At 66.9% G+C, this 25,531-nt stretch carries 26 protein-coding genes and 1 pseudogene; 9 read left to right on the top strand and 18 right to left on the bottom strand.

Features of this window, described 5'->3' with window-relative positions:
* Positions 1-122: 122 nt before the first annotated feature.
* Together M5I08_RS08210 and M5I08_RS08205 are read left to right on the top strand one after the other, a co-directional pair.
* Complete coding sequence (locus M5I08_RS08210) at positions 123-893, top strand: beta-phosphoglucomutase family hydrolase (RefSeq protein WP_249763325.1); 771 nt, start codon at positions 123-125, stop codon at positions 891-893.
* A 9-nt stretch (positions 894-902) separates the two neighbouring features.
* Positions 903-3,293 carry a glycoside hydrolase family 65 protein gene (locus M5I08_RS08205; RefSeq protein WP_219067494.1) on the top strand — a complete coding sequence of 797 codons (2,391 nt, stop codon included), beginning with the start codon at positions 903-905 and terminating at the stop codon, positions 3,291-3,293.
* Here M5I08_RS08205 and M5I08_RS08200 read toward each other — a convergent pair.
* The 3 genes from M5I08_RS08200 to guaB all read right to left on the bottom strand — a co-directional run bounded on the left by M5I08_RS08200 (position 3,277) and on the right by guaB (position 7,987).
* Positions 3,277-5,052 (bottom strand): GMC family oxidoreductase N-terminal domain-containing protein, encoded by a 1,776-nt coding sequence (locus M5I08_RS08200; protein WP_219067493.1) that lies wholly within the window; start codon positions 5,050-5,052, stop codon positions 3,277-3,279. The genes M5I08_RS08205 and M5I08_RS08200 overlap by 17 nt on opposite strands.
* 90 nt (positions 5,053-5,142) lie before the next feature.
* Positions 5,143-6,270: a GuaB3 family IMP dehydrogenase-related protein gene (locus tag M5I08_RS08195; RefSeq protein ID WP_219067510.1), complete on the bottom strand. Its 1,128-nt coding sequence runs from the start codon at positions 6,268-6,270 to the stop codon at positions 5,143-5,145.
* A gap of 115 nt (positions 6,271-6,385) precedes the next feature.
* Positions 6,386-7,987 (bottom strand): IMP dehydrogenase, encoded by a 1,602-nt coding sequence (guaB, locus tag M5I08_RS08190; RefSeq protein ID WP_219067492.1) that lies wholly within the window; start codon positions 7,985-7,987, stop codon positions 6,386-6,388.
* 158 nt (positions 7,988-8,145) lie between these two features.
* On the opposite strand from guaB, the gene M5I08_RS08185 reads away from it, so the two are divergent.
* Positions 8,146-8,559, top strand: coding sequence for a DUF5319 domain-containing protein (locus M5I08_RS08185; protein ID WP_219067491.1), 414 nt, complete (start codon positions 8,146-8,148; stop codon positions 8,557-8,559).
* On the opposite strand, the gene M5I08_RS08180 is transcribed toward M5I08_RS08185, so the two are convergent.
* Both M5I08_RS08180 and M5I08_RS08175 read right to left on the bottom strand, forming a co-directional pair.
* Positions 8,556-8,732 (bottom strand): hypothetical protein, encoded by a 177-nt coding sequence (locus M5I08_RS08180; RefSeq protein WP_219067490.1) that lies wholly within the window; start codon positions 8,730-8,732, stop codon positions 8,556-8,558. The two genes, M5I08_RS08185 and M5I08_RS08180, sit on opposite strands and share 4 nt — an antisense overlap.
* Before the next feature lie 27 nt (positions 8,733-8,759).
* A complete protein-coding gene (locus M5I08_RS08175; protein WP_219067489.1) occupies positions 8,760-9,569 on the bottom strand; it encodes a serine/threonine-protein kinase in 810 nt (269 codons plus the stop codon).
* A 356-nt stretch (positions 9,570-9,925) separates the two neighbouring features.
* On the opposite strand from M5I08_RS08175, the gene M5I08_RS08170 reads away from it, so the two are divergent.
* From M5I08_RS08170 to M5I08_RS08155, 4 genes are all read left to right on the top strand, one after another.
* The gene (locus tag M5I08_RS08170) at positions 9,926-10,234 is read left to right on the top strand and encodes a WhiB family transcriptional regulator (RefSeq protein ID WP_219067488.1); all 309 of its coding nucleotides are present in this window, start codon (positions 9,926-9,928) and stop codon (positions 10,232-10,234) included.
* 183 nt (positions 10,235-10,417) lie between these two features.
* Positions 10,418-11,317 carry a lytic transglycosylase domain-containing protein gene (locus M5I08_RS08165; RefSeq protein WP_219067509.1) on the top strand — a complete coding sequence of 300 codons (900 nt, stop codon included), beginning with the start codon at positions 10,418-10,420 and terminating at the stop codon, positions 11,315-11,317.
* Positions 11,318-11,373: 56 nt separating this feature from the next.
* Positions 11,374-11,973 carry a superoxide dismutase family protein gene (locus M5I08_RS08160; RefSeq protein WP_219067487.1) on the top strand — a complete coding sequence of 200 codons (600 nt, stop codon included), beginning with the start codon at positions 11,374-11,376 and terminating at the stop codon, positions 11,971-11,973.
* Positions 11,974-12,051: 78 nt separating this feature from the next.
* Positions 12,052-12,300 (top strand): nuclear transport factor 2-like protein, encoded by a 249-nt coding sequence (locus tag M5I08_RS08155; RefSeq protein WP_249763199.1) that lies wholly within the window; start codon positions 12,052-12,054, stop codon positions 12,298-12,300.
* 72 nt (positions 12,301-12,372) lie between these two features.
* Here M5I08_RS08155 and M5I08_RS08150 read toward each other — a convergent pair whose 3' ends face one another.
* Entirely contained in the window at positions 12,373-12,840 is a 468-nt protein-coding gene (locus tag M5I08_RS08150) for a cupin domain-containing protein (RefSeq protein ID WP_219067486.1), read from the bottom strand.
* Between the two features lie 293 nt (positions 12,841-13,133).
* Here M5I08_RS08150 and M5I08_RS08145 point away from each other — a divergent pair, with 293 nt between their 5' ends.
* Positions 13,134-13,901, top strand: coding sequence for an SDR family oxidoreductase (locus tag M5I08_RS08145; RefSeq protein WP_219067485.1), 768 nt, complete (start codon positions 13,134-13,136; stop codon positions 13,899-13,901).
* Between the two features lie 112 nt (positions 13,902-14,013).
* Here the strand turns inward: M5I08_RS08145 and M5I08_RS08140 are convergent, their stop codons facing one another.
* The 4 genes from M5I08_RS08140 to groES all read right to left on the bottom strand — a co-directional run bounded on the left by M5I08_RS08140 (position 14,014) and on the right by groES (position 16,689).
* A complete protein-coding gene (locus tag M5I08_RS08140; RefSeq protein ID WP_219067484.1) occupies positions 14,014-14,265 on the bottom strand; it encodes a type II toxin-antitoxin system RelE family toxin in 252 nt (83 codons plus the stop codon).
* Positions 14,262-14,534 (bottom strand): type II toxin-antitoxin system Phd/YefM family antitoxin, encoded by a 273-nt coding sequence (locus tag M5I08_RS08135; RefSeq protein ID WP_219067483.1) that lies wholly within the window; start codon positions 14,532-14,534, stop codon positions 14,262-14,264. Before M5I08_RS08135 ends, M5I08_RS08140 begins: the two co-directional genes overlap by 4 nt.
* 127 nt (positions 14,535-14,661) lie before the next feature.
* Positions 14,662-16,296 carry a chaperonin GroEL gene (gene groL, locus M5I08_RS08130; protein ID WP_219067482.1) on the bottom strand — a complete coding sequence of 545 codons (1,635 nt, stop codon included), beginning with the start codon at positions 16,294-16,296 and terminating at the stop codon, positions 14,662-14,664.
* Positions 16,297-16,386: 90 nt separating this feature from the next.
* A complete protein-coding gene (gene groES, locus M5I08_RS08125) occupies positions 16,387-16,689 on the bottom strand; it encodes a co-chaperone GroES (protein ID WP_219067481.1) in 303 nt (100 codons plus the stop codon).
* A 340-nt stretch (positions 16,690-17,029) separates the two neighbouring features.
* Between groES and M5I08_RS08120 the strand changes: the two genes are divergently transcribed.
* Positions 17,030-17,686 carry a C39 family peptidase gene (locus M5I08_RS08120; RefSeq protein ID WP_219067480.1) on the top strand — a complete coding sequence of 219 codons (657 nt, stop codon included), beginning with the start codon at positions 17,030-17,032 and terminating at the stop codon, positions 17,684-17,686.
* Positions 17,687-17,690: 4 nt separating this feature from the next.
* On the opposite strand, the gene tsaD is transcribed toward M5I08_RS08120, so the two are convergent.
* The 8 genes and pseudogenes from tsaD to M5I08_RS08080 form a co-directional block, all read right to left on the bottom strand.
* The gene (gene tsaD, locus M5I08_RS08115) at positions 17,691-18,713 is read right to left on the bottom strand and encodes a tRNA (adenosine(37)-N6)-threonylcarbamoyltransferase complex transferase subunit TsaD (protein ID WP_219067507.1); all 1,023 of its coding nucleotides are present in this window, start codon (positions 18,711-18,713) and stop codon (positions 17,691-17,693) included.
* 11 nt (positions 18,714-18,724) lie between these two features.
* Entirely contained in the window at positions 18,725-19,189 is a 465-nt protein-coding gene (gene rimI, locus M5I08_RS08110; RefSeq protein WP_249763324.1) for a ribosomal protein S18-alanine N-acetyltransferase, read from the bottom strand.
* Between the two features lie 30 nt (positions 19,190-19,219).
* Positions 19,220-19,828, bottom strand: a pseudogene (gene tsaB, locus M5I08_RS08105) (tRNA (adenosine(37)-N6)-threonylcarbamoyltransferase complex dimerization subunit type 1 TsaB); the annotation flags it as partial.
* Positions 19,825-20,295, bottom strand: coding sequence for a tRNA (adenosine(37)-N6)-threonylcarbamoyltransferase complex ATPase subunit type 1 TsaE (tsaE, locus tag M5I08_RS08100; RefSeq protein ID WP_219067478.1), 471 nt, complete (start codon positions 20,293-20,295; stop codon positions 19,825-19,827). The pseudogene tsaB and the gene tsaE, both read right to left, overlap by 4 nt.
* Entirely contained in the window at positions 20,288-21,412 is a 1,125-nt protein-coding gene (locus tag M5I08_RS08095) for an alpha/beta fold hydrolase (RefSeq protein ID WP_249763198.1), read from the bottom strand. Before M5I08_RS08095 ends, tsaE begins: the two co-directional genes overlap by 8 nt.
* On the bottom strand, positions 21,409-22,569 hold the full coding sequence (gene alr, locus M5I08_RS08090) for an alanine racemase (RefSeq protein WP_219067477.1): 1,161 nt from the start codon (positions 22,567-22,569) through the stop codon (positions 21,409-21,411). The genes M5I08_RS08095 and alr overlap by 4 nt, the downstream gene beginning before the upstream one ends.
* Positions 22,570-22,672: 103 nt before the next feature.
* Positions 22,673-24,055, bottom strand: a complete 1,383-nt coding sequence (gene gad, locus M5I08_RS08085; RefSeq protein WP_219067476.1) for a glutamate decarboxylase — start codon at positions 24,053-24,055, stop codon at positions 22,673-22,675.
* Between the two features lie 24 nt (positions 24,056-24,079).
* Positions 24,080-25,501 carry an NAD(P)H-hydrate dehydratase gene (locus tag M5I08_RS08080; RefSeq protein ID WP_219067475.1) on the bottom strand — a complete coding sequence of 474 codons (1,422 nt, stop codon included), beginning with the start codon at positions 25,499-25,501 and terminating at the stop codon, positions 24,080-24,082.
* Positions 25,502-25,531: the final 30 nt, after the last annotated feature.

Raw genomic sequence — 25,531 nt, 5'->3', positions numbered from 1 at the left:
CGGGTTACCGTGATGGCGATGTGTCCGCCGATGCGCATGGTCAACGCGGTCGTGGTGACCACCGGGACCCGCAAAAAGGCCGTCGGCCCGGCAGCATGCATGATTGAAGTGTTAGCGGCCCGATCCGTTGCCGATCAGTTAAGGAAGCGAGGTTCGCCGTGCTGGGTCTGCCCGATTCAGTGCGCGCCTGTTTGTTCGACCTCGACGGTGTCCTCACCGACACCGCCAGTGTCCACACCAAGGCGTGGAAAGCCGTGTTCGACGCGTTCTTGCGGGCACGGGCCGAAAAGACCGGCGAGCAGTTCGTCGCGTTCGATCCCGCGACCGACTACCGGCAATACGTGGACGGCAAGAAACGCGAAGACGGGGTCCGCTCATTTCTGGCCAGCCGCGGCATCGAACTTCCCGACGGCAACCCCGACGATCCTGCGGACGCCGACACCATCTACGGGTTGGGCAACCGCAAGAACGATGCCTTCCAGAAGACGCTGCAGGACGACGGCGTCGAGGTATTCGACGGCTCGCGGCGGTATCTGGAGGCGGTGGCCGCCGCCGGTGCCGCCGCGGCCGTGGTGTCGTCCAGCGCCAACACGCGCGAGGTGCTGGAAATGACCGGACTCGACCACTTCATCTCCCAGCGTGTCGACGGCGTAACACTGCGCGAGGAACACCTCGCGGGCAAGCCGGCGCCCGACTCGTTCTTGCGGGCCGCACAGCTGCTGGACGTGCCCGCCGGCGAGGCGGCCGTGTTCGAGGACGCCCTGTCCGGTGTCGAGGCCGGTCGGGCCGGGAACTTCGGATTTGTGGTGGGCGTCGATCGGGTGGGCCAAGCCGCGGACCTCAAGCGCCATGGCGCCGACGTCGTCGTCACCGACCTTGCCGAACTGCTCTAGGCCGCCATCATGATCACCCAAGAAGCTTTCCCCGTCGAACCCTGGCAGGTCCGCGAAACCCGCCTCGACTTGAAGCTGTTGGCCCAATCCGAGTCGCTGTTTGCGTTGTCCAACGGGCACATCGGACTGCGCGGCAACTTCGATGAGGGTGAACCGCACGGCCTGCCCGGCACCTACCTCAACTCCTTCTTCGAGGTCCGGCCACTGCCGTACGCGGAGGCGGGGTTCGGCTATCCGGAAGCCGGGCAGACGGTCGTCGACGTCACCAACGGCAAGCTGTTGCGCCTGATGGTCAACGACGAGCTGTTCGACGTCCGATACGGCCACCTGCTCGACCACGAGCGGATTCTCGACCTGCGCGCCGGAACGCTGGTCCGCCGCGTGCACTGGCGTTCGCCGGCGGGCCGAGAGGTGAAGTTGATCTCCACACGGCTGGTGTCGCTGGCCCACCGCAGCGTCGCAGCCATCGAATACGTGGTCGAGGCGGTTGATGAATTCGTCCGCGTCACAGTGCAATCCGAGCTTGTCAGCAATGAGGGTCAGCCCGCAACCTCCAACGACCCCCGGGTTTCGGCCGTGCTGGACAAGCCACTGGAGCCGGTCGACCACGAGACCACCGAAAACCGCGTAGTGCTGATGCACCGCACCAGGGCCAGCGGGCTGATGATGTCGGCCGGGATGGATCACGACATCGATGTTCCGGGGCGGGTCGAGGTGCAGACCGAAGCTCACGCGGACTTGGCCCGCACCACAGTGATCTGCGGGCTGCGCCCCGGCCAAAAGCTGCGCATCGTGAAATACCTGGCGTATGGCTGGTCGAGCCTGCGCTCTCGACCCGCCCTGCGCGATCAAGCCGCCGGCGCACTGGCCGGCGCGAAGTACAGCGGGTGGCAGGGCCTGGTGGACGCCCAGCGCGAATACCTCGACAACTTCTGGGACAGCGCAGACGTAGAGGTCGAGGGCGACCCGGTGATCCAGCAGGCGGTGCGGTTCGGGCTGTTCCACCTTTTGCAGTCAAGCGCGAGGGCCGAACGCCGCGGAATTGCCAGCAAGGGCCTCACCGGCACCGGCTACGACGGCCACATCTTCTGGGACACCGAAGGATTCGTCCTTCCCGTCCTGACCTACACCGCGCCCCATGCGGTCGCCGATGCGCTGCGGTGGCGGGCATCGACGCTGCATGTGGCCAAGGAGCGCGCGGCCGAGCTCGGCCTGGAAGGTGCGGCGTTTCCGTGGCGGACAATTCACGGTCAGGAATGCTCCGGCTACTGGCCGGCCGGCACGGCGGCCTTCCACATCAACGCCGACATCGCAATAGCGTTCGAGCGCTACCGCATCGTCACCGGCGATCAGTCTCTGGAGGAGGAGTGCGGGCTTGAAGTACTCATTGAAACTGCTCGGCTCTGGCGCTCCCTCGGCCACCACGACCGGCACGGCGTCTGGCACCTCGACGGGGTGACCGGTCCCGACGAGTACACCGCAATCGTGCGCGACAATGTCTTCACGAATCTGATGGCGGCACACAACCTCCAGGTGGCCGCCGAAGCGTGCGCCCGGCATCCCGAGAAGGCCCGCGAGTTAGGCGTTAGCACCGAGGAAACCGCTGCCTGGCGGGATGCGGCCCATGCGGCAAACATTCCGTACGACGAGGAACTGGGCGTACACCAGCAATGCGAAGGTTTCACCACCTTTGCGGAGTGGGACTTCGAAAACAGACACAGCTATCCGTTGTTGCTGCACGAGCCCTATGTACGGCTCTATCCCGCGCAGGTCATCAAGCAAGCCGACCTGGTTTTGGCGATGCAGTGGCAAAGCCACGCATTCACGCCCGAACAGAAGGCGCGCAACGTCGACTACTACGAGCGGCGCATGGTGCGCGACTCGTCGCTGTCGGCCTGCACCCAGGCGGTGATGTGCGCCGAGGTGGGCCACCTGGAGCTCGCACATGACTATGCCTTCGAGGCGGCGCTGATCGACCTGCGTGACCTGCATTTGAACACCCGCGACGGGCTGCACATGGCCTCATTGGCCGGCGCATGGACGGCGCTGGTCGGCGGATTCGGTGGCCTGCGCGACGACGAGGGGATCCTGTCGCTTGACCCGCAGCTGCCGGACAGTTTCGCGCGGCTGTGCTTCCGGTTGATCTGGCAGGGACACCGGTTGACCGTCTCGGTGACCCACGACGAGGTCACCTACACGCTGCGGGACGGGCCCGACGGTGAGCTGAAGTTCCGCCACGCCGGCGAGGATCTCATTTTGACCACCAGCGAGCCCTCGACCGTTGCGCTGACGCGCCGTGAGCCGTTGCTGCCGCGACCGCCGCAGCCGCCGGGCCGCGAGCCGATGCACCGACACAGCGGCCTCGCGTCGCCGAAAGGTGCGGTCAGCCAACGGAGCTGAGGGGTCCGGGGCTGACACGGCGCTGCCGCGCATCGCTTGGCGTCGCCGAGGACGCCCAGCGCAGTGCGCCAGGCGCATCGGCCGGCACCACCGGATGCCGCGGCGCGATCGGGTCTAGCCGTCGATACGGTTCGCCCTGGGGCGGCCGCAGATCGTTTTCACCCTTGTTGGGCCACAACGACGCGGCCCGCTCGGCCTGCGCTGAAATTGACAGTGACGGGTTGACGCCGAGGTTCGCGGATATCGCCGCACCGTCGACCACCGACAAGGTCGGATAGTTGTACACCCGGTGGTACGGGTCGATCACGCCTTGTTCGGGGTCCTCGCCGATCACCGCGCCGCCCAGGAAGTGCGCGGTCAATGGGATGTTGAACAGCTCGCCCCAGGTGCCGCCGGCCACCCCGTCGATCTTGGCGGCGATGCGACGGGTGACGTCGTTGCCGACCGGAATCCACGTCGGGTTCGGCTCGCCGTGGCCCTGCTTGCTGACGTAGCGGCGTCGTCCCAGCCTGCCGCGTTTGGTGAACGTGGTGATCGAGTTGTCCAGATGCTGCATCACCAGCGCGATCACCGTGCGCTCGCTCCACCGCCGCGGGTTGAGCAGCCGCAACGTGCCACGGGGATCTTCGCCGGCGTTGTGCAGCAACTGCTTCCAGCGCGGCACGTCGGTACCCTCGGGGCCTGGGCCGTCGGTCATCAGCGTCTGCAGCAGCCCCATGGCGTTGGAGCCCTTGCCGTAACGGACCGGCTCGATGTGGGTGTCCGCCGTCGGGTGGATCGACGATGTGATCGCCACGCCATGAGTCAGGTCGAGGTCGGGGCGGACCTGCAGACGCCCCGCGCCGACGATCGATTCGGAGTTGGTACGGGTCAGCACACCCAGCTTTTCGGACAGCGTGGGCAGCTTGCCGGTATCACGCATCTTGAACAGCAGCTTTTGGGTGTTGTACGTGCCGGCGGCCAGCACCAGATGATTCGCGGTGAACGTACGCGTCTTGCGGCGCACCAAGCGGCCGGTGTGCTTGGTGTGAACCGCCCACATCCCGTCGGGCCGCTGCGCAAACTTGGTGACGGTGGTCATCGGATGTATCTGCGCCCCAGCCGATTCCGCGAGGCCGAGGTAGTTCTTCAACAGCGTGTTCTTGGCGCCGTAGCGGCAGCCGGTCATGCAGGATCCGCATTCCAGGCAGCCGGTCCGGGCGGGGCCGACGCCGCCGAAGTACGGGTCGGGCACCGTCTTGCCGGGTGTCTTGGTTCCGTTCGGACCGAAGAACACCCCGACCGGGGTCGGCACGAACGTGTCGCCGCAACCCAGGTCGTCAGCGACTTCCTTGACCACACGGTCGGCGTCGGTGAACGTCGGGTTCTCCACCACGCCCAGCATGCGTTGGGCCTGCCGGTAGTGCGGCATCAACTCCGCGCGCCAATTGGTGATGTGCGACCACTGCGGGTCGTTGAAGAACGGATCCGGCGGGACATAGAGCGTGTTGGCGTAGTTCAGCGATCCACCGCCGACGCCCGCGCCGGCCAGGATCATGCAGTTCTGCAGCAGATGGATGCGCTGGATGCCGTAGCAGCCCAGTTGAGGCGCCCACAGGAACTTGCGCAGGTTCCAGGAGGTCTTGGCGAAGTCCTCGTCGGCAAAGCGGCGACCGGCCTCGAGCACGCCGACCCGGTAACCCTTTTCGGTCAGCCGCAGCGCGGTGATGCTGCCCCCGAAGCCCGACCCGATGATCAGGACGTCGTAGTCCGGTTCCACTTGGCCAGCCTACGGTGAGCAGACGCAGAATCGCACGAGAGCCCCTTCGGTAACGCGATTCTATGTCTGCTCGGCGGAGATTAGCTGGCCTCAGCTTCCAACGGCCAGGCCGACCTTCTGGAATTCCTTCAGGTCGCAGTACCCGGCCTTGGCCATCGAGCGGCGCAGCCCGCCGACCAGGTTCAGCGAGCCGAACGGGTCGTCGGACGGCCCGTCGATCACCTGGCGCAGCGGCGGCCGCTCGCCGATGGCGATCTGCAGTAGCGCGCCGCGGGGCAGCGATGGGTGGGCAGCGGCGGCCGGCCAGAACCAGCCGTCGCCGAGCGCCTCGGCCGCCTCGGCGAGCGGGGTGCCCAGCACCACCGCGTCGGCACCGCAGGCGATGGCCTTGGCCAGGTCGCCGGAGGTGTGGATATCCCCGTCGGCGAGCACGTGCACGTAGCGGCCGCCCGTCTCGTCGAGGTATTCGCGCCGGGCCGCGGCGGCGTCGGCGATCGCGGTGGCCATCGGCACGCTGATCCCGAGTACCTCGTCGCTGGTGGTCACGCCCCTGGTCGAGCCGTAACCGACGATGACGCCGGCCGCCCCGGTGCGCATCAGGTGCAGCGCCGTGCGATGGTCGAGCACGCCGCCGGCCACCACCGGGACGTCGAGTTCGGAGATGAAGGTCTTGAGGTTGAGCGGCTCGCCGTCGCTGGCGACGCGTTCGGCGGAGACGATCGAGCCTTGGATGACCAGCAAGTCGACGCCCGCGGCGACCAGCCCCGGCGTCAACGCCTGAGCGTTCTGCGGACTCACCCGCACCGCAGTGGTCACGCCGGCGTCGCGGATGCGGGCCACCGCGGTCGCGAGTAACTCGGGGTCCAGCGGCGCGGCATGGAGCTGCTGCAGCAGCCGGATGGCCGCCGACGGTTCGGGTTCTTTGGCGGCCGCCTCGGTGACCTCAGCGATCTTGGCGGCCACGTCGGCGTGGCGGCCGATCAGCCCTTCGCCGTTGAGTACTCCCAGGCCGCCGAGCCGACCGAGCTCGACGGCGAACTCCGGCGACACCAGCGCATCGGTCGGATGGGCGATGACGGGGACCTCGAACCGGTACGCGTCGAGCTGCCACGCCGTAGACACGTCCTGCGAGGAGCGGGTGCGCCGCGACGGCACGATGTGGACGTCTTCGAGTTCGTAAGTGCGTCTTGCCGTTCGGCCCATGCCGATCTCGACCATGTTACGCATGAGCGGTCAGCCTCGATTCTTTCGCGAGATCGGCTTTTTGCGGCAAAAACCCGAGAACCGACCTGCAAAACGTCGACCTCGACGCCGTTCGGGTACCCCTGCCACGTCACCGCACGTAGTAGTTGGGCGCTTCGGCGGTCATGGTGATGTCGTGCGGGTGGCTTTCCTTCAGGCCGGCCGCGGTGATCCGGACAAACTGCGCCTGCTGCAGGGCCTCGATGGTGTTCGACCCGGTGTAGCCCATCGCTGCGCGCAACCCCCCCGTGAGCTGGTGGATCACCGACGACAACGGCCCGCGGAACGGCACCCGGCCCTCGATGCCCTCGGGCACCAGCTTGTCCTCGGAGAGCGCGTCGTCTTGGAAGTAGCGGTCCTTGGAGTACGACTTGGCTGCTTGCCCTGAAACTCCTCTTCCCTGCATGGCGCCCAGCGATCCCATGCCGCGATAGCTCTTGTACTGCTCGCCGCTGACGAAGATCAGCTCGCCGGGCGCCTCGGCGGTTCCGGCCAGCAGCGAGCCCAGCATTGCCGTCGACGCGCCTGCGGCCAGCGCCTTGGCGATGTCACCGGAGTACTGCAGCCCACCGTCGGCGATCACCGGCACACCCGCAGGGCGGCAGACCGCGACCGCTTCGAGGATCGCGGTGATCTGCGGCGCCCCGACTCCGGCCACCACTCGGGTAGTGCAGATCGACCCCGGGCCCACGCCGACTTTGACCGCATCGGCGCCGGCCTCGACCAGCGCCGCGGCTCCCGATCTGGTGGCGACGTTGCCGCCGACCACCTCGATCCGATCGCCGACCTCGGCCTTGAGCTTGCCGACCATGTCCAGCACCAGCCGATTGTGTGCGTGCGCGGTGTCGACAACCAAAACGTCCACCCCTGCGTCGACCAGGGTCATGGCCCGCACCCAGGCGTCGTCGCCGATCCCGACGGCGGCCCCGACCAGCAGCCGGCCGTCGCTGTCCTTGGTGGCCAGCGGGTGCTGTTCGGTCTTGACGAAGTCCTTGACGGTGATCAGCCCGGTCAGTCGGCCGTGACCGTCGACGACCGGCAGCTTCTCGATCTTGTGGCGGCGCAGCAGGCCCAGCGCGGCGTCGGCGCTGACGCCCTCCTGGGCGGTGATCAGCGGAGCCTTGGTCATCACCTCCGCGACAGACTTGGACTGGTCAACCTCGAAGCGCATGTCCCGGTTGGTGATGATCCCAACAAGGGAGCCCAGCGAGTCGACCACCGGCAGCCCGGAGATCCGGAATTTCGCGCACATCGCGTCGACCTCGGCCAGTGTGTTGTCCGGCCGGCAGGTGACCGGGTCGGTGACCATGCCCGCCTCCGACCGCTTCACCATCTCGACCTGGCCGGCCTGTTCGCTGACGGACAGGTTGCGGTGCAGCACGCCCATCCCACCGGCTCGGGCCATCGCGATCGCCATCCGCGACTCGGTGACGGTGTCCATCGCAGAGCTGACCAACGGCACTTTGAGCCGAATCTTCTTGGTCAGTTGGCTGGAAGTATCCGCGCTGGCGGGCACCACATCGGAGGCTGCGGGCAGCAGCAGGACGTCGTCAAAGGTCAATCCCAGCATCGCGACTTTGTGCGGATCGTCACCTCCGGTGGGCACCGGGTCGTCGGCGAAGCCACCGGTGCGGACGTACGGTTCGACAATGAGGTGGTCGCTGTTTTCAAGACGGGACAAGCCAGATGACATTGCAGGGCCCTCTTATGCGCATGCGGAGTGAGGCTCTCATCCTATCGGCTCGCCGCCCGGCGACGATGCGCGCCGCGGCAGCGGCGGGACGAGAAGCGGGATGGCAGCTGGTGGTGTAGCGCTGGCGTGATGCCTGCCCGGCTGCGTAATGTGGAGTCGTGCGCGACTACCTCCCGCCGGGTTTGCCGCCCGATCCATTTGCCGACGACCCGTCTGATCCGTCGGCGGCGCTAGACGCCGTCGAGCCCGCCCAACCGCTTGACCCACAGGAGCGGATGGCCGTCGAGGCTGACCTGGCCGACCTCGCGGTGTACGAGGCTCTGTTGGCGCACAAGGGCCTTCGCGGCCTGGTGGTGTGTTGTGACGAGTGCCAGCAGGACCACTATCACGACTGGGACATGTTGCGCGCAAACCTGCTGCAGCTGTTGGTCGACGGCACTGTACGTCCACACGAGCCGGCCTATGACCCCGAGCCCGACGCCTACGTCACCTGGGATTACTGCCGGGGATACGCCGACGCCTCACTCAATGAGGCGACCTCGGATTCCGAAGGATTTCACGGACGCCGCTAACCAGAGCTGCGCGTCGGCGCCGCGTCGGGATCACGGCTGGCGACCCTGGCATACAGCAGGTTCACCTTGTCGATCAGATCCTGTTTGCGCTCGACGTCCTTGACGGTCTGCCCCCGGTTCCTGACCGCCTCCAGCTTGCCCTGCGCCTCATCCCATCGGCCAAGCGCGATCATTTGCTCTCCGGCGCAGTGTCTGCGGCGTTAGCGCGGGCGCCAGGCGCCGCCCCAGTGCTGCACCTGGCGAGCGGACTCGTCGCGAAGACCGCGCAGCTCGTCGATCGATCGGGTCGCGCTTCCCGGCTCGAACAAGTCGACCAGCAGGCAGGCCACCGCCCAGCGCAACGGCACCAAGCCCAACCGGCCGGCGAGCTCCAGCGTCGCCGCACCGAGTGTGCGGGCCCGGTCTACGCCACCGGCGCTGCACAGCGCGGCGGCCAACACCACGTCGCTTTTGGCGCGGTGGCGCGCAGAGACCGTGGTCGCCGCCAGCTCGACGGCGTCCTCGGCGTGGCGCACCGCCGCAGCACCATCGCCGGCCGCCATCGCCAGCTCCGCGGCGACCCACGCTCGGCGTATCGACAGCCGGTGCTGCGGCGCTTGCGCCACGATCGGTTCTGCCCGGCTCAACAACGTCGCCGCGGCGGCCAGCCGGCCGACGCCCAGCGCGTCGGCCGCCAGCCCGATCAGCGCATCGCCAACGGCCTCTTCGTCGGTACCGGCCAGTGCCAACGCGCGTCCATCCCAGCTGCGGGCCAACCGATGCCAGCCCAGCTGGCGCAGAAATGAGGCCTGGGTGCTGTGCGCCAGGGAGGCAAGCCGATCGCCCGGCGCGCTACGCAGTAGCGACGCGAGATCGTTGCGAGCGCTGGCGTAGCGGCCCTGTCCGCCGGCGCCGACCGCGCGTAACCACAGCTGAGGCGGTGTGTCCGCCGACGGCAGCGGCCAACGCTCGGGCTGATTCCCGAAGGCGGTAGCGATAAGCTCGGACTCGATTGTCGGACCATAAGTCATCGAGATCGCAGGCGTGCGGAAGTTAAAACTTGATGCTTTGTGAGTTACGCCGGCATTAAAACTGACGCTGATCAGCTTTACGGCGATTTCCGGTGGGGCAGCCGCGAGCTGGGACGATCACACGTAACCCCCTGCCCCCATGAACGCTTAGCCCAGCAGTCTCATCGCGTCGATGAACGCCGGGTAAATTGTGAAGCCTTCTTTGAGCATTCGGTAGATTACCGCGTGTTGACGAGATTTCCCTAGGCCCCCTACCTTTAGTGCCGACGAGTAGTCACCGACGACCCACTCGACTCAGTTGACGAGTTACCTGTTCGGAAACTGGCCAGAAACATGGCGTGTAGAGAGGGACTTCAATGCCACAGCCGGAGCAGCTACCAGGTCCTAATGCCGATATTTGGGACTGGCAATTGCAAGGCCTTTGCCGCGGAGTGGATTCGTCGGTGTTCTTCCATCCGGACGGTGAGCGCGGTCGGGCCCGCCTGCAGCGTGAGCGGCGCGCCAAGGAGATGTGCCGCCAATGCCCGGTGATGGCGCAATGCCGCGCGCATGCCCTTGAAGTTGGTGAGCCGTACGGCATCTGGGGCGGCCTGTCGGAAGCAGAACGCGAGCTACTGCTCAAGCCTCAGATCGGTAGGCCACGCGGTATCCGCCGCACCGCCTAGGCGCCAAGCAGACAAGGCCGGCCGCGGAATAGGTCGACGAACTCGACGCTGGCTCGTCGAAGGCGGCGCCGCGACACCTAAACCGCCGCGAAGACACGCCGAGAGCATTCACGGTAGTTTCAGTCTCGAGGAGTGAACACCGTGAGTCTTAACCGAGAGCGCGGCGCGGCGCTTGTACTCGCCATGACCGTGTTCGCGCTCGCCGGCTGCGCAGAGCCGACGACACCACCAACCACAACGAGGGTGGCCGGCTCAACCGCGCCGGCGTTGCCCGCGACAGGGCCGGCGAGACCCGCCATAATCCCCGCGGGCGCGCAGCCGCAGCTGGCGTCAGATCCTGCACAGTTGGCCGACGACCTTGTCGCCAACGAACTTGCGCTGCGCGACCCGTCGACGCCGGAGGCAGCACTGGTGACGGCCGCACACCGCCAGCAGGCGGCCTATCGCGCGATCGGGCGGCACCCCGAGTGGGACGCGATAACGCGAGCGCGGATTGCACCCTCGCTGCTCGACGTCTACGACCGCAATGTCGACGCCCGTCGACAGCTTGCGGCGATGACGCCCGCGAAGAACACGCTGCCGCCGTGGCACATCGAGCCTCCGACCCCAGCGGACCAGCTGCTGAGCTACTACCACCAGGCGGAGTCGGCCTCTGGCGTTGGGTGGAACTACCTGGCCGCGATAAATCTGATCGAGACGCGCTTCGGCAGCATCCAGGGCCTCAGCACCGCCGGCGCGCAAGGCCCCATGCAGTTCTTGCCGTCGACGTTCGCCGCTTACGGCGAGGGCGGCGACATCGGCTCCCCCCGCGACAGCATCATGGCGGCCAGCCGCTACCTCGCCGCTAATGGCTTTGCCAACGATCGTGATCAGGCCATCCGCCGGTACAACCATTCAGACGCATACGTACGGGCGGTCGACCAGTACGCGGCAGTGCTTGCGGCCGACCCCGCTGCGTTTGCCGGCTATTACCGATGGGACGTGTATTACGTCACCAGCGCCGGCGACGTGTTACTTCCCATCGGCTACGCCGCGACGTCACCGATTCCCGTCGAGGACTATCTGGCGACCCACCCGCAGTAACGTATCCAGCACGTGAAACCGGTTTTTGCATTGTCTCGTTCGGGTAATGCCAGCCCATGAAGACTGGTTTTGGCTTTGCGGTCGCGATGCTGGCTGCGGCCGTCGCGCCGTTGGGCGCATGCACCGACCAGCAGGGCACCCAGCCCGCTACGTCTACGCCACAGCCTGCCGGCGCAGAGCGGATGCCTACGCAGTTGAAGGACACGAAATCGCCGACGGGAGCTCAGGCCGGAGACTTCGCTTCCGCCGGAGCCGTCTACCAGGCACCGGATCACACCGGTTATCCCGCCAGCGGCGAGCTGACCGCATTGGAAGTACCCTCCGACGGCTCGGCGAAACTCGTCACCACCAGCAACTTGTTCACGGCCGCGGACCTGAGAACAAGCACAGGTACCGCACTGGTCATTCAGCAAAACGCGGACAACCTGGGCAGCAACCCTACCGGTGAATCGGGAAAACGGCTGGCATGCGGTGTGATTGCTGCGGCCACCAGCACCTCTTCCACGACGACAACTACCATCCCCACCATCACCACCACCGTTGCGGTGCAACCGCCGTCCACGAACATCAGCACGAGCACGGTCACGAGTACCTCGACCGTCACGTCCACGCTGAGCTCGACCGTAACGAGTTCTAGCCTTCCTCCCGGCAGCTGACGCGTTAAACGAACCTGCCAGCTCGATAGCTGGAAGCGCAAGGACTTCGACGGCCTGCGCGCGATCCTCGCCGACGACGTGACGTTTTCCGGACCGACGGGCGCGGCCAGCGGCGCCGACGACTACGTCAAGCAACTTGCCGGCTTCGCCCAGATGCTCGACGACATCACGGTCGAGAAGATGTTGGCTGATGATCGCGACGTGCTGACGTGGTTCAACCTTCATCCAAAGGACGGCGAACCGGTGCCCGTGGTGAATTGGTGCAGCGTGAAAGACAGCCGGGCGCAACGGGTCCGCGTCGTGTTCGACCCGCGAACGCTGCTGTAATGAGAGTCGGCGGGCTTGTCGACCACCGCGGTCGCGGTGGTGTCGGATTACAGCCGCCGACGCCTGGCGAGGTCAGCGCGGGGGGCCAAGGATGACCTGTCCGAACTTTTCCGCTCCCTCGGCCATCCGCGCGGGCGAGATTTCGAAACCGTCCGGGCGCGGAGTTGCTTTGTCGCGACCGGCGTAGCGGAACATACCCTCGATTCCCGCCGGGGTGTTGATCATGAGCAGATCTGCTGTCTTAGACGTGATGCGGTATGCGTGCGGAATGTTCTTGGGCAAGAAGACGATACCGCCCTCCGATAGCTCCATCTCCTGGTCGTCGCACCAGAGCAACGCCGACTCCTTGATCAGCATGAAGACCTCATCCTCACGCGTGTGTTTGTGATACGGGGGTGCTTCGCCCTCGCTGACATCGAAGCGTCCGATCATCAACTGGCCATCGGTGGCCTTACCGTCGAGCAAGATCGCCAGCGTGCCGCCGTCGAGCCATTCCAACTGCTGCTGCTGCTTCGGTTGCGCCAGGTATGCCATGCTCATGCGTCATCCCTATCGTTATCGGCGAGCGCACAACCGTGGTCTCGAGTGAATCAGTTGGACGACTTCAATGTCGGATGTCCAGGATATCGGTACTCGTGCGTGGCTGTATGTCACGCCAGCGACACGCCGATACCGAGACAGATGCATCCCGCCCGGCTAACCAAATGCTGTTACACGCGAGTGCATCCCACCGCGTGCCTTTGCCCTGCAGGACTGAGACAGAAACACCATCCGGCGTGGGATCCGGCAGCGATACAGTTCCCGTGGACCGCGGGGAAGGGTTGTGAGCGGAAGTGAACGTAGCCAGTCTATTTGAGCTGCATGGCAAGAACGCGCTCGTAACGGGCGCCTCCAGCGGTATCGGCAAGCAAGTGGCGCTGGCCTACGCGCAAGCCGGGGCTGCGGTGGCGATCGCAGCCCGCCATGATGAGCCGCTACAGGACGTGGCCGCGGAAATTATTGCCGCTGGCGGCACGGCGGTACCCATCCCCTGTGATGTCACCCAGCCCGAGCAGGTGGCCACCATGCTGAACCGCGTCACCGATGAGCTGGGCGGGGTCGACATAGCGGTGTGCAACGCCGGGATCATCGCCCTCAACAGCCTGCTGGACATGCCGCTGGCGGAGTTTCAGAGCATCCAGAACACCAACGTCAACGGTGTTTTCCTCACCGCACAGGCCGCGGCGAAGGCCATGGTCGTCCAGCAACGCGCTGGCACCATCATCAATACGGCATCGATGTCGGGCCACATCATCAACACCCCGCAGCCAGTAGGCCACTACTGCGCCTCGAAGTCAGCAGTCATCCAACTGACCAAGGCTATGGCTGTGGAGTTCGCACCTCACAACATCCGGGTCAACAGCGTCAGCCCGGGCTACATCCTGACTGAACTGGTTGAGCCATACGCCGAATACCGCCGGTTGTGGGAACCCAAGATCCCGCTCGGACGTTTGGGCCGGCCGGAGGAACTCGTCGGCATATACCTATGTCTCGCCAGCGACGCGTCGAGCTATATGACCGGTTCCGACATCGTGATCGACGGCGGCTACACCTGTTGGTGAGTGGCCGGGCGTGCTCGTGCTCGTCGGCGGGCTTTTCGACAACCGCGGTCTCGGTGGTGTCCGATTGCAGCCACCGAGCGCGTCGCACTAGCTGCCGAACCAACGCAACTTCTCACCGGTAGGCGTCGCTGCGCTTGGCCACGTTGAACACCGTTACCTCGCCGGCAGCATCGTCGATGGAGTACACCACCCGATATTGGCCGAAGCGCACACGCCAATCACGCTGGCTCCCAACGAATTTCTTCGCGTTGACCGGTCGCGGTTGGCGGGACAGACCAATGACCACCTGCAGAGCTGCTTCCAACTCGGCACGAGGGAGTCGCTGTAACTGCTTGAGCACGTCAGGGTGGAACGAGATTCTCATCCGGCCGCGAACGCGTCCGCGTCGACACCGAGCTCATCGAGCATCTCTGCCAGAGGCACCGCGCGAAACGAGTCGGCCCGCAGCGCGCGCAGCCGAAGCGCGTCGACGACATCAGCGTGCTCATGCAACCGCTCATAGTCGGCCAAGCTGATGATTACCGCGACCTCGGTACCACTGTCGGTGATGATGGCTTCTTCGCTTGTCGAGGCCACCGCCCGCACAACCGCTCCCAGGTTGCCACGAAGATCCCGCAAACTATGAGTACTCATGTGTACACATGTTACACAGCGCTCTGGAATGCGTCAGCAGCTTAGACGAATGGGCTAGGCAGGCGCATCGCCGAGAAACACCCCCGGTCCGTGAGAACCGGGGGTGTTTCGTACCACTTGCCTCGCGCTAGTGGTGATGACCGTGCCCGTGACCGTGGCCGTGGCCGTCGTCGTGCCCATTGTTCGGTGGTACATACTCGACAATCGCGGTCTCGGTAGTCAAGATCATGCGTGCCACTGATGCCGCGTTGAGCACCGCGGACCTGGTGACCTTGACCGGGTCGATCACCCCGTCGGCGGCCAGGTCGCCGTACTTCAGCGTCGCCGCGTTGAACCCGTGCCCGGCAGGCAATCCAGCGACCGTGTTGACCACCACCGAGCCGTCGAGCCCGGCGTTGGCTGCGATCCAGTACAGCGGAGCGCTCAGCGCGTCGGAGAACACACCGACACCCAGCGCCTCGTCGCCGGATAGCGAGGCCCGCAGGTCGGTCAGCGCTTTGCGGGCGGCCAGCAACGCGGTGCCACCGCCGGCGACAATGCCTTCCTCCACGGCGGCCTTGGCCGCGGCAACCGCGTCCTCGACGCTCTCTTTGCGGTCCTTGAGCGCGGTCTCGGTGGCCGCACCGACCTTGATGACGGCAACCCCGCCGGACAGCTTGGCGAGCCGCTCCTCCAGCTTGTCGCGGTCCCAGTCGGAATCGGTGCTCTCGATTTCGGAACGCAGTTGCTTGACGCGGTTGGCGATGGCCTCGGCAGTGCCGCCGCCCTCGACGATCACGGTGTCGTCCTTGCTCACCACGACGCGCCGAGCCGAGCCGAGCACGTCCAGCCCGACCTCACGCAGCGTCAGCCCCACGTCGGGGTTGACCACCTGCCCGCCGGTCACGATCGCCAAGTCCTCCAAGAACGCCTTGCGGCGGTCACCGAAGAACGGCGCCTTGACCGCAACGGCCTTCAGCGTCTTCCGGATCGCGTTGACCACCAGCGTCGATAGCGGCTCGCCTTCGACGTCTTCTGCGATGACCAACAGCGGCTTACCCGACTCGGCCACCTTCTCCAGCAGCGGCAGGAAGTCGGGCAGCGAGCTGATCTTGTCGCGGTGCAACAGGATCAGGGGGTCCTCGAGCACGGCCTGTTGCGCGTCGAAGTCGGTGACGAAATACGCCGACAGGAAACCCTTGTCGAAGCCGACGCCCTCGGTGAACTCCAGTTCGGTGTTCAGCGTGGACGATTCCTCGACGCTGACCACACCGTCGTGGCCGATCTTGGTCATCGCCTCGCCGACCAGTTCGCCGATCTGCTCGTCGCGTGACGACACGGTGGCCACCTGCGCGATGCCGGTTTGGCCGGACACCGGGGTGGCCGATGCCAGCAGCGCCTCGGACACCGCGTCGGCAGCTTTGCCGATACCCGAGCCGAGGGCGATCGGGTTGGCGCCGGCAGCGACGATGCGCAGCCCGGCTTTGATGGTCGCCTGCGCCAGTACGGTGGCGGTGGTGGTGCCGTCGCCGGCGACGTCGTTGGTCTTGGTGGCCACCGACTTGACCAGCTGGGCGCCCAGGTTCTCGAACGGGTCGTCCAGGTCGATCTCGCGGGCGACGGTGACACCGTCGTTGGTAACCGTGGGCCCGCCAAAAGCCTTGGCCAGCACCACATGCCGACCGCGCGGCCCGAGGGTGACCCGTACGGCGCCGGCCAGTTTGTCCACACCGGCTTCCATTGCACGCCGGGCGGTGTCGTCGAACTCAATAAGCTTGCTCATAAGCCTTTCCTGTCCCGTCTCAGATGCGGTCCGCCCCGGAGATCGCCCACGAGTCGACGTGGGGATCGCCGGGGCGGAACACGCGCTGCGTTACTTGTTGACGACGGCCAGCAGGTCGCGGGCCGACAGGATCAGGTACTCCTCGCCGTTGTACTTGATCTCGGTGCCGCCGTACTTGCTGTAGATGACGGTGTCACCTTCCGACACGTCCACCGGAATCCGCTTGGCGCCATCGTCGTCCCACCGGCCGGGGCCGACGGCGACGACGGTGCCTTCCTGCGGCTTCTCCTTGGCGGTGTCGGGAATGACCAGACCGGATGCGGTCGTGGTCTCGGCCTCGATGGCCTGTACGAGGATCTTGTCCTCGAGTGGCTTGATCTGCACCTTCGCCACGATTGGAGCCTCCACTTGATTGGTAGGGGGCCCGGGACCGTTGCCCCGGACCGGATATTGGTAAGGCCCGGGACCTTTGCGAGCAACTGCCCCGACCCTTCTATTACCAGGTGTTCGGCATTCGTCCGCGCCCCGGCGTCGTCATCGCGGGTGCCGGCACAAGGGTTCGTGCGATTGCCACCTAGCACTCTATACATGAGAGTGCTAGCACTCAAGGCCGCCCCGCCGCTTCCTGGCCGGCGGGTCGGCCGAGCGCATTTCCCCAACCAAAACCGCAGGCAGACGCCCTCGCCGAGAGCGGTGACAAATTCGCCACGGCCGACCACCCCATAATGGGGTCATGTTCACCAGCATCCGAAGCGCAGCTGGCGTGGCCGTGCTGCTTGTCGCCGCAGCCATCGGATTGGCCGGCATCGCCCGCGCCGACGGCCAAATGTACGGCGATCCCGAAGCTGCGGCCACCTACTGGCGCTACCAGCACCAGGAAGACTGCGGGCTGATGGCCATCGCCGACGTGGTCGGCCAGCTCACCGGCCACGAGCCCACCCAGGTGGGCATCGAGCTGCGCGGCATCTTCACCCCGAGCGAGTCCCACGGCGGCGATGTCTACTTCTTCGACGGCACCTCACCTGAGGACATGGTGATGCTGCTGCGCAAATACGGCATCCAATCCGACCTCACCACCGGCAACAGCATGGGCACAATCGAGGATGACCTGAGCGGCGGACACAAAGTCATCGCGGCCCTCAACGCCGAAACCATCTGGAACTACCCCCCCGGTCAGGGCCAGCGCACCCAAGCCGACCACGCCGTCGTCGTCACCGGGGTCGACACCGGCACCAACATCGTCCATCTCAACGACAGCGGCACTCCCAATGGCCGCGACGAGCGGATTCCGCTGGACACCTTCACCCAGGCCTGGTCAACCAGCGACAACCTGCTGATCGTCACCCAGCAGACCGGCTACGGCACCGTTGCGTGGGCGCCCCAAATTTAAGCTGTCACGGCAGCTGGCCCCTCACCACCGGCAGGCCCGGATCGCTGGCCACGTCCAGCGGCGACGGCGGAGCTCCCGCGGCGACGAGATGCGCGGCGAACGCCGCGATCATCGCTCCGTTGTCGGTACACAGCCGGGGCCGCGGGATCCGCAATGTCAATCCGGCTGCGGCACAACGCTCTTCGGCCAGCTCGCGTAGCCGCGAGTTCGCCGCCACTCCCCCGGCGATGAGCAACGTCGATACGCCGAGCCCGGTAGCGGCGCGCACTGCCTTGGTGGTCAGCACGTCGGCGACCGCCTCCTGAAACGCGGCGGCGACGTCGGCGGTCCGCGCCTCCGGATGGCTCTCCATATAGCGCGCGACGGCGGTCTTGAGACCGGAAAAACTGAACGCATGTGGGTCGTCGCGCGGGCCGGTCATGCCGCGCGGGAACACGATCGCGTCGCGGTCCCCGGTACGGGCCAGGCCGTCGAGCGCCTTGCCGCCCGGGTAGCCCAGCCCCAGCAGGCGAGCCACCTTGTCGTAGGCCTCCCCGGCCGCGTCGTCGACGGTGCTGCCCAGCTCGACGATCGGCTCGCCGAGCGAACGCACATGCAACAAATGCGTGTGCCCGCCGGACACCAGCAGCGCCACGCTCTCGGGCAGCGGACCCCGCTGGTAGACGTCCGCCGCTAAATGCCCGCCGAGGTGGTTCACCGCGTAGAACGGCACCTCCCAGGCGGCCGAATAAGCTTTGGCCGCAGCCACTCCCACCAGTAGCGCACCCGCCAACCCCGGCCCGATCGTGGCCGCGACGATGTCAGGCTTTTGCACGCCCGCGCCGCACAGCGCCCGGCGCATCGCCGGCCCGAGCGCCTCCAAATGTGCCCGCGAGGCGACCTCCGGCACCACGCCGCCGAACCGGACGTGCTCGTCGACGCTGGACGCCACCTCGTCGGCCAACAACGTCACGGTGCCGTCGGCGCCGAGCCGGGCGATACCGACTCCGGTTTCGTCGCAGGAGGTTTCGATGGCCAAGACGATCATGGCCGCCGATGTCATAAAGCCGACCTCCGCATGGTGTAGGCGTCGGCGCCGCTGACCCGGTAATACCGCCGGCGCAGACCCACTTGGGCGAATCCCACGCTGCGGTACAACGCGATCGCCGGCGCATTGTCGGTGCGGACCTCCAGGTGAACGACGGCGCCCGCGGCAAATTTCAGCAGTTCGTCAAGCAGCCGGCGGCCGACGCCGCGGCCCTGGTAAGCCGGGTCGACGCCAATGGTGTGCACTTCGTATTCGAATGGCGGCGTGCGGCCCAATCGCGAGATGCCGGCGTAGCCGACCAGCGTGACAGCGCCGTCAACGTTGATACGAGCGGCCACGCAGTGATTGTGCGCGGCGGCCAGTTCGCGGACGAATGCGCCCGCCGGCCATGGGTCGTCACCGGGAAACAGCACGGCTTCCAACTGCGCGCAGCGGCCGGCGTCGGCCGCCGTCAGCGCGCCGATCGTGATCGTCATCGCGGCCCGGCTCGAGTGGTTGGCGCGTTCGGCCAGCGTCTTGGCGTCCGGCCGACGTAGATACAGCGGCACCAGCGGCGCCGGGTCGGCGGACCATTCCGTCACCGCGGCTACCAGCCCGGCCGGTGTCGGGTACCACGGTTCACACACCGGCAGCCCGAACAGCGCCGCGTGCTCGGGTGAGCCGGCGACCGCGCGCGCCAGACCCGGGTCGACGTCGGCCGGGGCGTCGACCGCCGGTCCATCGATCCGGGCGCCGTCTTGATAGCGAGCCCAGTAGACCTCACGCCGGCGGGCATCGGTGACGACCAGCGTCTCGCCGGTGGTCAGCCCGCCGATGGCATCGAGGCTGCAGACGCCGTACACCGGCACGTCAAGCGCGTGCCCGTACGCCGCAGCGGTCGCCATACCAACGCGCAGTCCGGTGAACGGACCCGGCCCGCAGCCCACCACCACGGCATCGAGGTCGGCCATCCGCAGGCCGGCATCGGCCAAGGCGCCCAACACATTCGGGGTTAGCCGTTCGGCGTGGGCGCGGGCGTCGACGCTGAGCCGCTCGGCGACGATGTCGCCATCGGCCACGACGCCCGCCGTCACCGCGGGAGTCGCGGTGTCGATGGTCAACACGACGCGGCTCACGAGCGGCAACTCCACTGCCACGTCGCTGTCCGCACATCGGAGTTGCTGACGCGCTCTAGACGGACGTCGAGGTGCCGATCCGACAGCCGTTCGGCAAGGCCCTCGCCCCACTCGACCACGACCACCGCGTCGTCGAGTTCGGTGTCCAGATCCAGAGATTCGAGCTCATCGAGCAGATCGGCCCCGGTGCGCTCCAGCAAGCGGTAGACGTCGACGTGGATCATTGCCGGGGCGCCGCTCCGTCGTGCCGGATGCACCCGCGCAAGTACGAACGTCGGTGACGTGACGGGTCCGTCGACATCCATGGCAGCGGCGATCCCCTTGGCCAACACCGTCTTTCCCGCCCCGATCGGGCCGGAAAGCACCACGACGTCCCCGGCGCGCAGCTGGTCGCCCAGGCACGACCCGAGCGCGACGGTGTCTTCAACACGTGGCAGCGTGGCCGTGCCGCACCGACCCTCATGCACGGCGCTGGGCCCGATCGCGCCACCGCCGCCTCAGCGCTGCAACTCTGCCCGGGGTAGCCCGCTTGACCAGCCGAACCAGCCCGTCGTTGATCGGATCCGGGTTGGACAGCAACACCAAATGCCCCGACCTGGAGACGATTACCAGCTCGGACTGCGGCAGCGCGTCGGCCATTTTCCTCGAGTATTCGGCGGGGGTGACCAAGTCGTGGTCGCCGCAGGCGACCAGCGTCGGGATCTTCGCCAGCGTCGGCAGCGCGTCCGTTTCGTCGTAGACTTCCAACGCACGCAGAAACTCGATCAAGGTCGGAATCGGGGTCTCGAGCATCATCCGCTCCGAGAACGCCACGATGCTCGGGCTGACGTTCACGTCGGCATAGGACGCGGCCTGCAGGATCGGTCCGAGTAGAGAACGGGTCGCGTTGCGGCCGCGATGAACCAACTTGGGCGCCGACCGCGCTGCGAACCGAGCAGCCTCCAGCGCGGGATTATTCAGGATCTCACCCAGCGGTGACTTCGCAACTCCTTGCGCCGCAGACGAAATCAGTGCGACTCCGACGATGCGGTTGCCGTAGTGGCGAGCGAACTGGCGAGCGTGCGACAGCACCGTCATCGCGCCCATCGAATGGCCGGCGACCACGATTGGGCCGCGCGGCGCGATCACTTGTAGCACCGTCTCTAAGTCCATGCCCAGCTGGGTGATCGTGTAAGTTTCCGGCGGAGCCTCGCCGGATTGGCCGTGGCCGCGCTGGTCGTAGAAAATCATCCGGACGTGCGGTCCCCATTCGTCGCACAGCCGCAGGCGTTGAAAGTGGAAGGCGCCCATGCTAAGGCAGAACCCATGCGCGAACACCACGGTCAGTGGCGCGTCAGCGGGCCCGACCTCGCGCACCGCCAGCGGCACGCCGTCGGGCGTTGTCACGACGTAGCTGCGGTCGCCGTCGAGAGTCTCGAAATTCTCGTTGACATAAGGGTCTTCGATGTCCGCCCGCCGCGTCATCGAACGGGCCACCGTAATGCCGGCAATGGCGCCTAACGCGCCCAGGCCCGCGGCACCTGCCAGCCACCGCGCCAGACCGGCCCTGTCCACGTGGAAGCCGTCGTTGTTCGGACCGCTCAACGATTTCCGGCCTCGCGGTAGGTTCTGGTGATACGTCCGCGCGGACTGGTCACCACTTCGTAATGGATGGTGCCCAGCAGATCTGCCCACTCCTGCGCGGTCGGCTCACCCTGCGTGCCCGGTCCGAACAGGATTGCCTCGTCGCCTTCGGCGACATCGACATGCCCCGGGCCGAGGTCGACCATGAACTGGTCCATGCAGATCCGCCCGACGCCGGGGCGACGCCTGCCGTTGATCAGCACGTTTAGCCGCCCGCCCAGCGACCGGAAAACACCGTCCGCATAGCCGATCGGCATCAGCGCGACGGTGATGTCACGCTCGGCGACCCAGGTGTGCCCATACGACACGCCCTCGCCCGCTCGAACCGACTTAACTGATGCGACAGCGCATTTCACCGTCATCGCCGGTATCAGTCCCATGGCGCCAAGCGTCGGCGCCGGGCTCAGGCCGTACACCGCGATCCCTGGCCGCACCATGTCGAAGGCCAGGTCGGGTCGCGACATCGTTGACGACGAGTTCGACAGATGGGCCACCTCGAAGTGCACGCCGTGGTCGCGTGCTTGTGCCATCATCTCGGTAAACCGCCCCGCCTGAACGTTATTGATCGGGTTGTCGGGTTCGTCGGCGTACACCATATGCGACATCAGCCCCCGTAGCCGCAGGGCATCCTCGGCGACGGCTTGCCGCAGCGCGGTCAGCATCGCCGGGTAGTGACCCGGCGCGACGCCGTTGCGGTTCAGCCCGGTATCCACCTTGACGGTGACGGTGGCCGTACGGCCGGTGCGGCGGACCGCGTCCAATACCTCGTCGAGCTGGCGCACCGACGACACCGCGATCTCGACGTCGGCCAGCAGCGCGGACGCGAAGTCGAGGCCGGGCGGATGCAGCCAGGCCAGCACCGGCGCGGTGATGCCGTCGGCGCGCAGCGCCAGCGCCTCGTCGACGGTCGCGACACCCAGTTCGGCGGCACCGGCTGCCAACGCGGTGCGGGCAACCTGAGTGGCGCCGTGCCCATAGCCGTCGGCCTTGACTACAGCCATCACTTGCGCACCGCCGGCGTGCTCGCGCAGCACCCGCACGTTGTGCGCAATGGCGGCCAAGTCCACCACGGCCTCGGCGAGGACGCCCGGCGCCAGGGATATCGGGGTAACGGCCACGGCCGCTATTCTCCCAGACGTGCTCCGAGCCCCGTCGAGCGTCGACTTGTTGCTGGGCTTTTGACCTGATCGGCCCGACAAGTCGACGTTCGACGCCAAGAAATTAGTGCGCGAAATGCCCGGCTTTGTAGTGGCCGCTGGGCTTCAGCTTGTCCAGGCTGGCCAGCGCGGCGTGGGTGTCGTCGTGCAGCGCCCGGGCCAGGTCGGCGGAGAAACCTTCCCGCACCACGATGCGCAGCACCGATATGTCGGCGGCGTTGTCCGGCATTGTGTAGGCCGGCACCTGCCAGCCGCAGGTCCGCAGTTCGTGGGAGACGTCGAATTCGGTGTAGCCGCGGTCCTCGCGGAGCCGGCAACACACCACCGGGATCGCCGAACCGTCCGAGACCACCTCGAAGTGTTCGCTTTCGGCCAACCGGTCACCCAGCCAGCGCGCCGTCTGCGACAGCGTCTGCATGACCTGGGTGTACCCCTGGCGGCCGAGCCGCAGAAAGTTGTAGTACTGGCCGACGATTTGATTGCCCGGCCGCGAGAAGTTCAGCGTGAAGGTCGGCATGTCGCCGCCGAGGTAGTTGACCCGGAACACCAGCTCTTCGGGCAGGTGCTCGGCGCTGCGCCACACCACGAACCCGACCCCGGGATAGGTCAGCCCGTATTTGTGTCCGCTGACATTGATCGACACCACCCGCGGTAGCCGGAAATCCCACTTCAGCCGCGGATGCAGGAACGGCGCCACAAAACCGCCGCTGGCGGCGTCGACATGCACCGGGACGTCTACTCCACCACCGGCCGCCAGCCGGTCCAGCGCCGCGCAGATCTGGTCAACCGGCTCGAGTTCACCGGTGTAGGTGGTGCCCAGGATCGCGACCACACCGATGGTGTCCTCGTCGACGGCGTCCAGCACCTGCTCGGGGGTGATGACGTAACGCCCCGTTTCCATCGGGAGGTAGCGGGGTTCGACGTCGAAGTAGCGGCAGAACTTCTCCCACACCACCTGCACGTTCGAACCCATCACCAGGTTCGGGGTACGGCCCTTCCCACCGGCCCCGACCCGTTGGCGCCAGCGCCACTTCAGCGCCAGACCACCCAGCATGACCGCCTCGCTGGATCCGATCGTCGACACCCCGGTGGCGCTGGCCGGGTCGTCGTCACGCAGCCCCTCGGCGTGGAACAGGTCAGCCACCATCGACACGCAGCGCTGCTCGATGGCCGCGGTGGCGGGGTATTCGTCCTTGTCGATCATGTTCTTGTCGAACGCCTCGGCCATCAGTTGGCCGGCCTGCGGGTCCATCCAGGTGGTCACGAAGGTCGCCAGGTTGAGCCGTGAGCTGCCGTCGAGCATCAACTCGTCATGGATGAAGCGGTAGGCCGCGTCGGGATCCATCGACTCCTCGGGCAGCCGCAGCGCCGGGATCGGGGCGGTGAACAGCCGGCCCGTGTAGGCGGGGGCGATCGAGTGCGCGGGCACGGACAGATGTTTCGACATGGCAGATCCTTTCTGGTGGCGGGTTTACAGGCTTGCCAGGGCGGCGCGGATGTGCGGGATGATCCGTGACGCCGATGTCGGCGCGTCACCCGGCCCCGGGTCGGCGGCCGACAGCGCCGCGGCGCGGGCGTGCACGAAGGCCGCGGCGGCCGCGGCTTCGCCCGTCGGCAGCCCCGCGGCCAGCAGAGCGCCGATCATACCGGACAGCACGTCTCCGGACCCCGCGGTGGCCGCCCAGGACTGCCCGGCCGGGTTGAGGTGGACACGCCCCCCGGGTTCGGCGATGACGGTCACGTTGCCCTTCAGCAGCACGGTGACCCCGAGCGCGTCGGCGAGCTTGCGGGTGGCGCCGACGCGGTCGTCGCCGGGCGCAGCGCCGGCCAGTCGGGCGAACTCGCCGGCGTGCGGCGTCAGCACGGTCGGCGCGCGGCGCGAACCGATCATGTCGGGATGCGCCGCCAGGATGGTCAGCCCGTCGGCGTCGACCAGCACCGGCAGGTCGGTGCCCAGCGCGAACCACAGCGCGGCGGCCCCGGTCTCGTCGGTGCCCAGACCCGGCCCGACGACCCAGGCCTGCACCCTCCCGGCCGCCGCCGGGGTGGGCGACGCGATCACCTCGGGCCAACGGGCCAGCACCTCGCTGTGCGCGCTGCCCGCGTAGCGGACCATGCCGGAGGTCGCCGCCACGGCAGCGCCGGTGCACAGCACCGCGGCGCCCGGATACGTCGACGAGCCGGCCATCACCCCGGTCACCCCCTGCGTGTACTTGTCGTCCTGCGGTCCGGGCACCGGCCAGCGCGCGGCCACGTCGGCGGCGTCGAACCCGACGATGTCGGTCTCGGGCAGATCCAGGCCGATGTCGACGAGGCGGACACGGCCGCAGTCGGCCAGCGCGTGTACTGGCTTGAGGCCGCCGAAGGTCACGGTCAGCGCGGCGTGCACCGCCGGGCCGGTGATCGCACCGGTCGCCACGTCGACGCCGCTGGGGATGTCAACGGCGACAACCGGAATCGCTTTGTTATCAACGTTTTTGAAGACGTCGGCCGCGTCCGGTCGCAGTGACCCCGAGCCGGAGATGCCGACGACGCCGTCGATAACCAGATCAGTTGCCGCAGAGATGTTTTCGACAATCCGGCCACCGGCCTTGCGCAACGCCGCCAGTCCCTTGCGGTGGGTGCGTTCCGGTTTGAGCAGGATCGCGTCGGCGGCCGCGCCGCGGCGGCGCAGGAAGGTTGCGGCCCACAGGGCGTCGCCGCCGTTGTCGCCCGAGCCGACGACCGCGCACACCCGGCGTCCGGCAACCCCGCCGGTGCGCGCGATCAGCTCGCCGACGATCGCGTTGGCCAGCCCGTAGGCCGCCCGCCTCATCAGCGCGCCGTCGGGCAGGCTGGCCAGCAGCGGCGCTTCGGCTTCGCGGATCGCCTCAGCCGAGTAGTAGTGCCGCATCTGACCCAGATTACGTGTCCGAACGCGGGT

Source organism: Candidatus Mycobacterium methanotrophicum, from assembly GCF_023515995.1.
Lineage (GTDB): Bacteria > Actinomycetota > Actinomycetes > Mycobacteriales > Mycobacteriaceae > Mycobacterium > Mycobacterium methanotrophicum.
The sequence above is the reverse complement of the archived record's forward strand: the minus strand, read 5'-3'. Positions and strand labels throughout refer to the sequence as shown.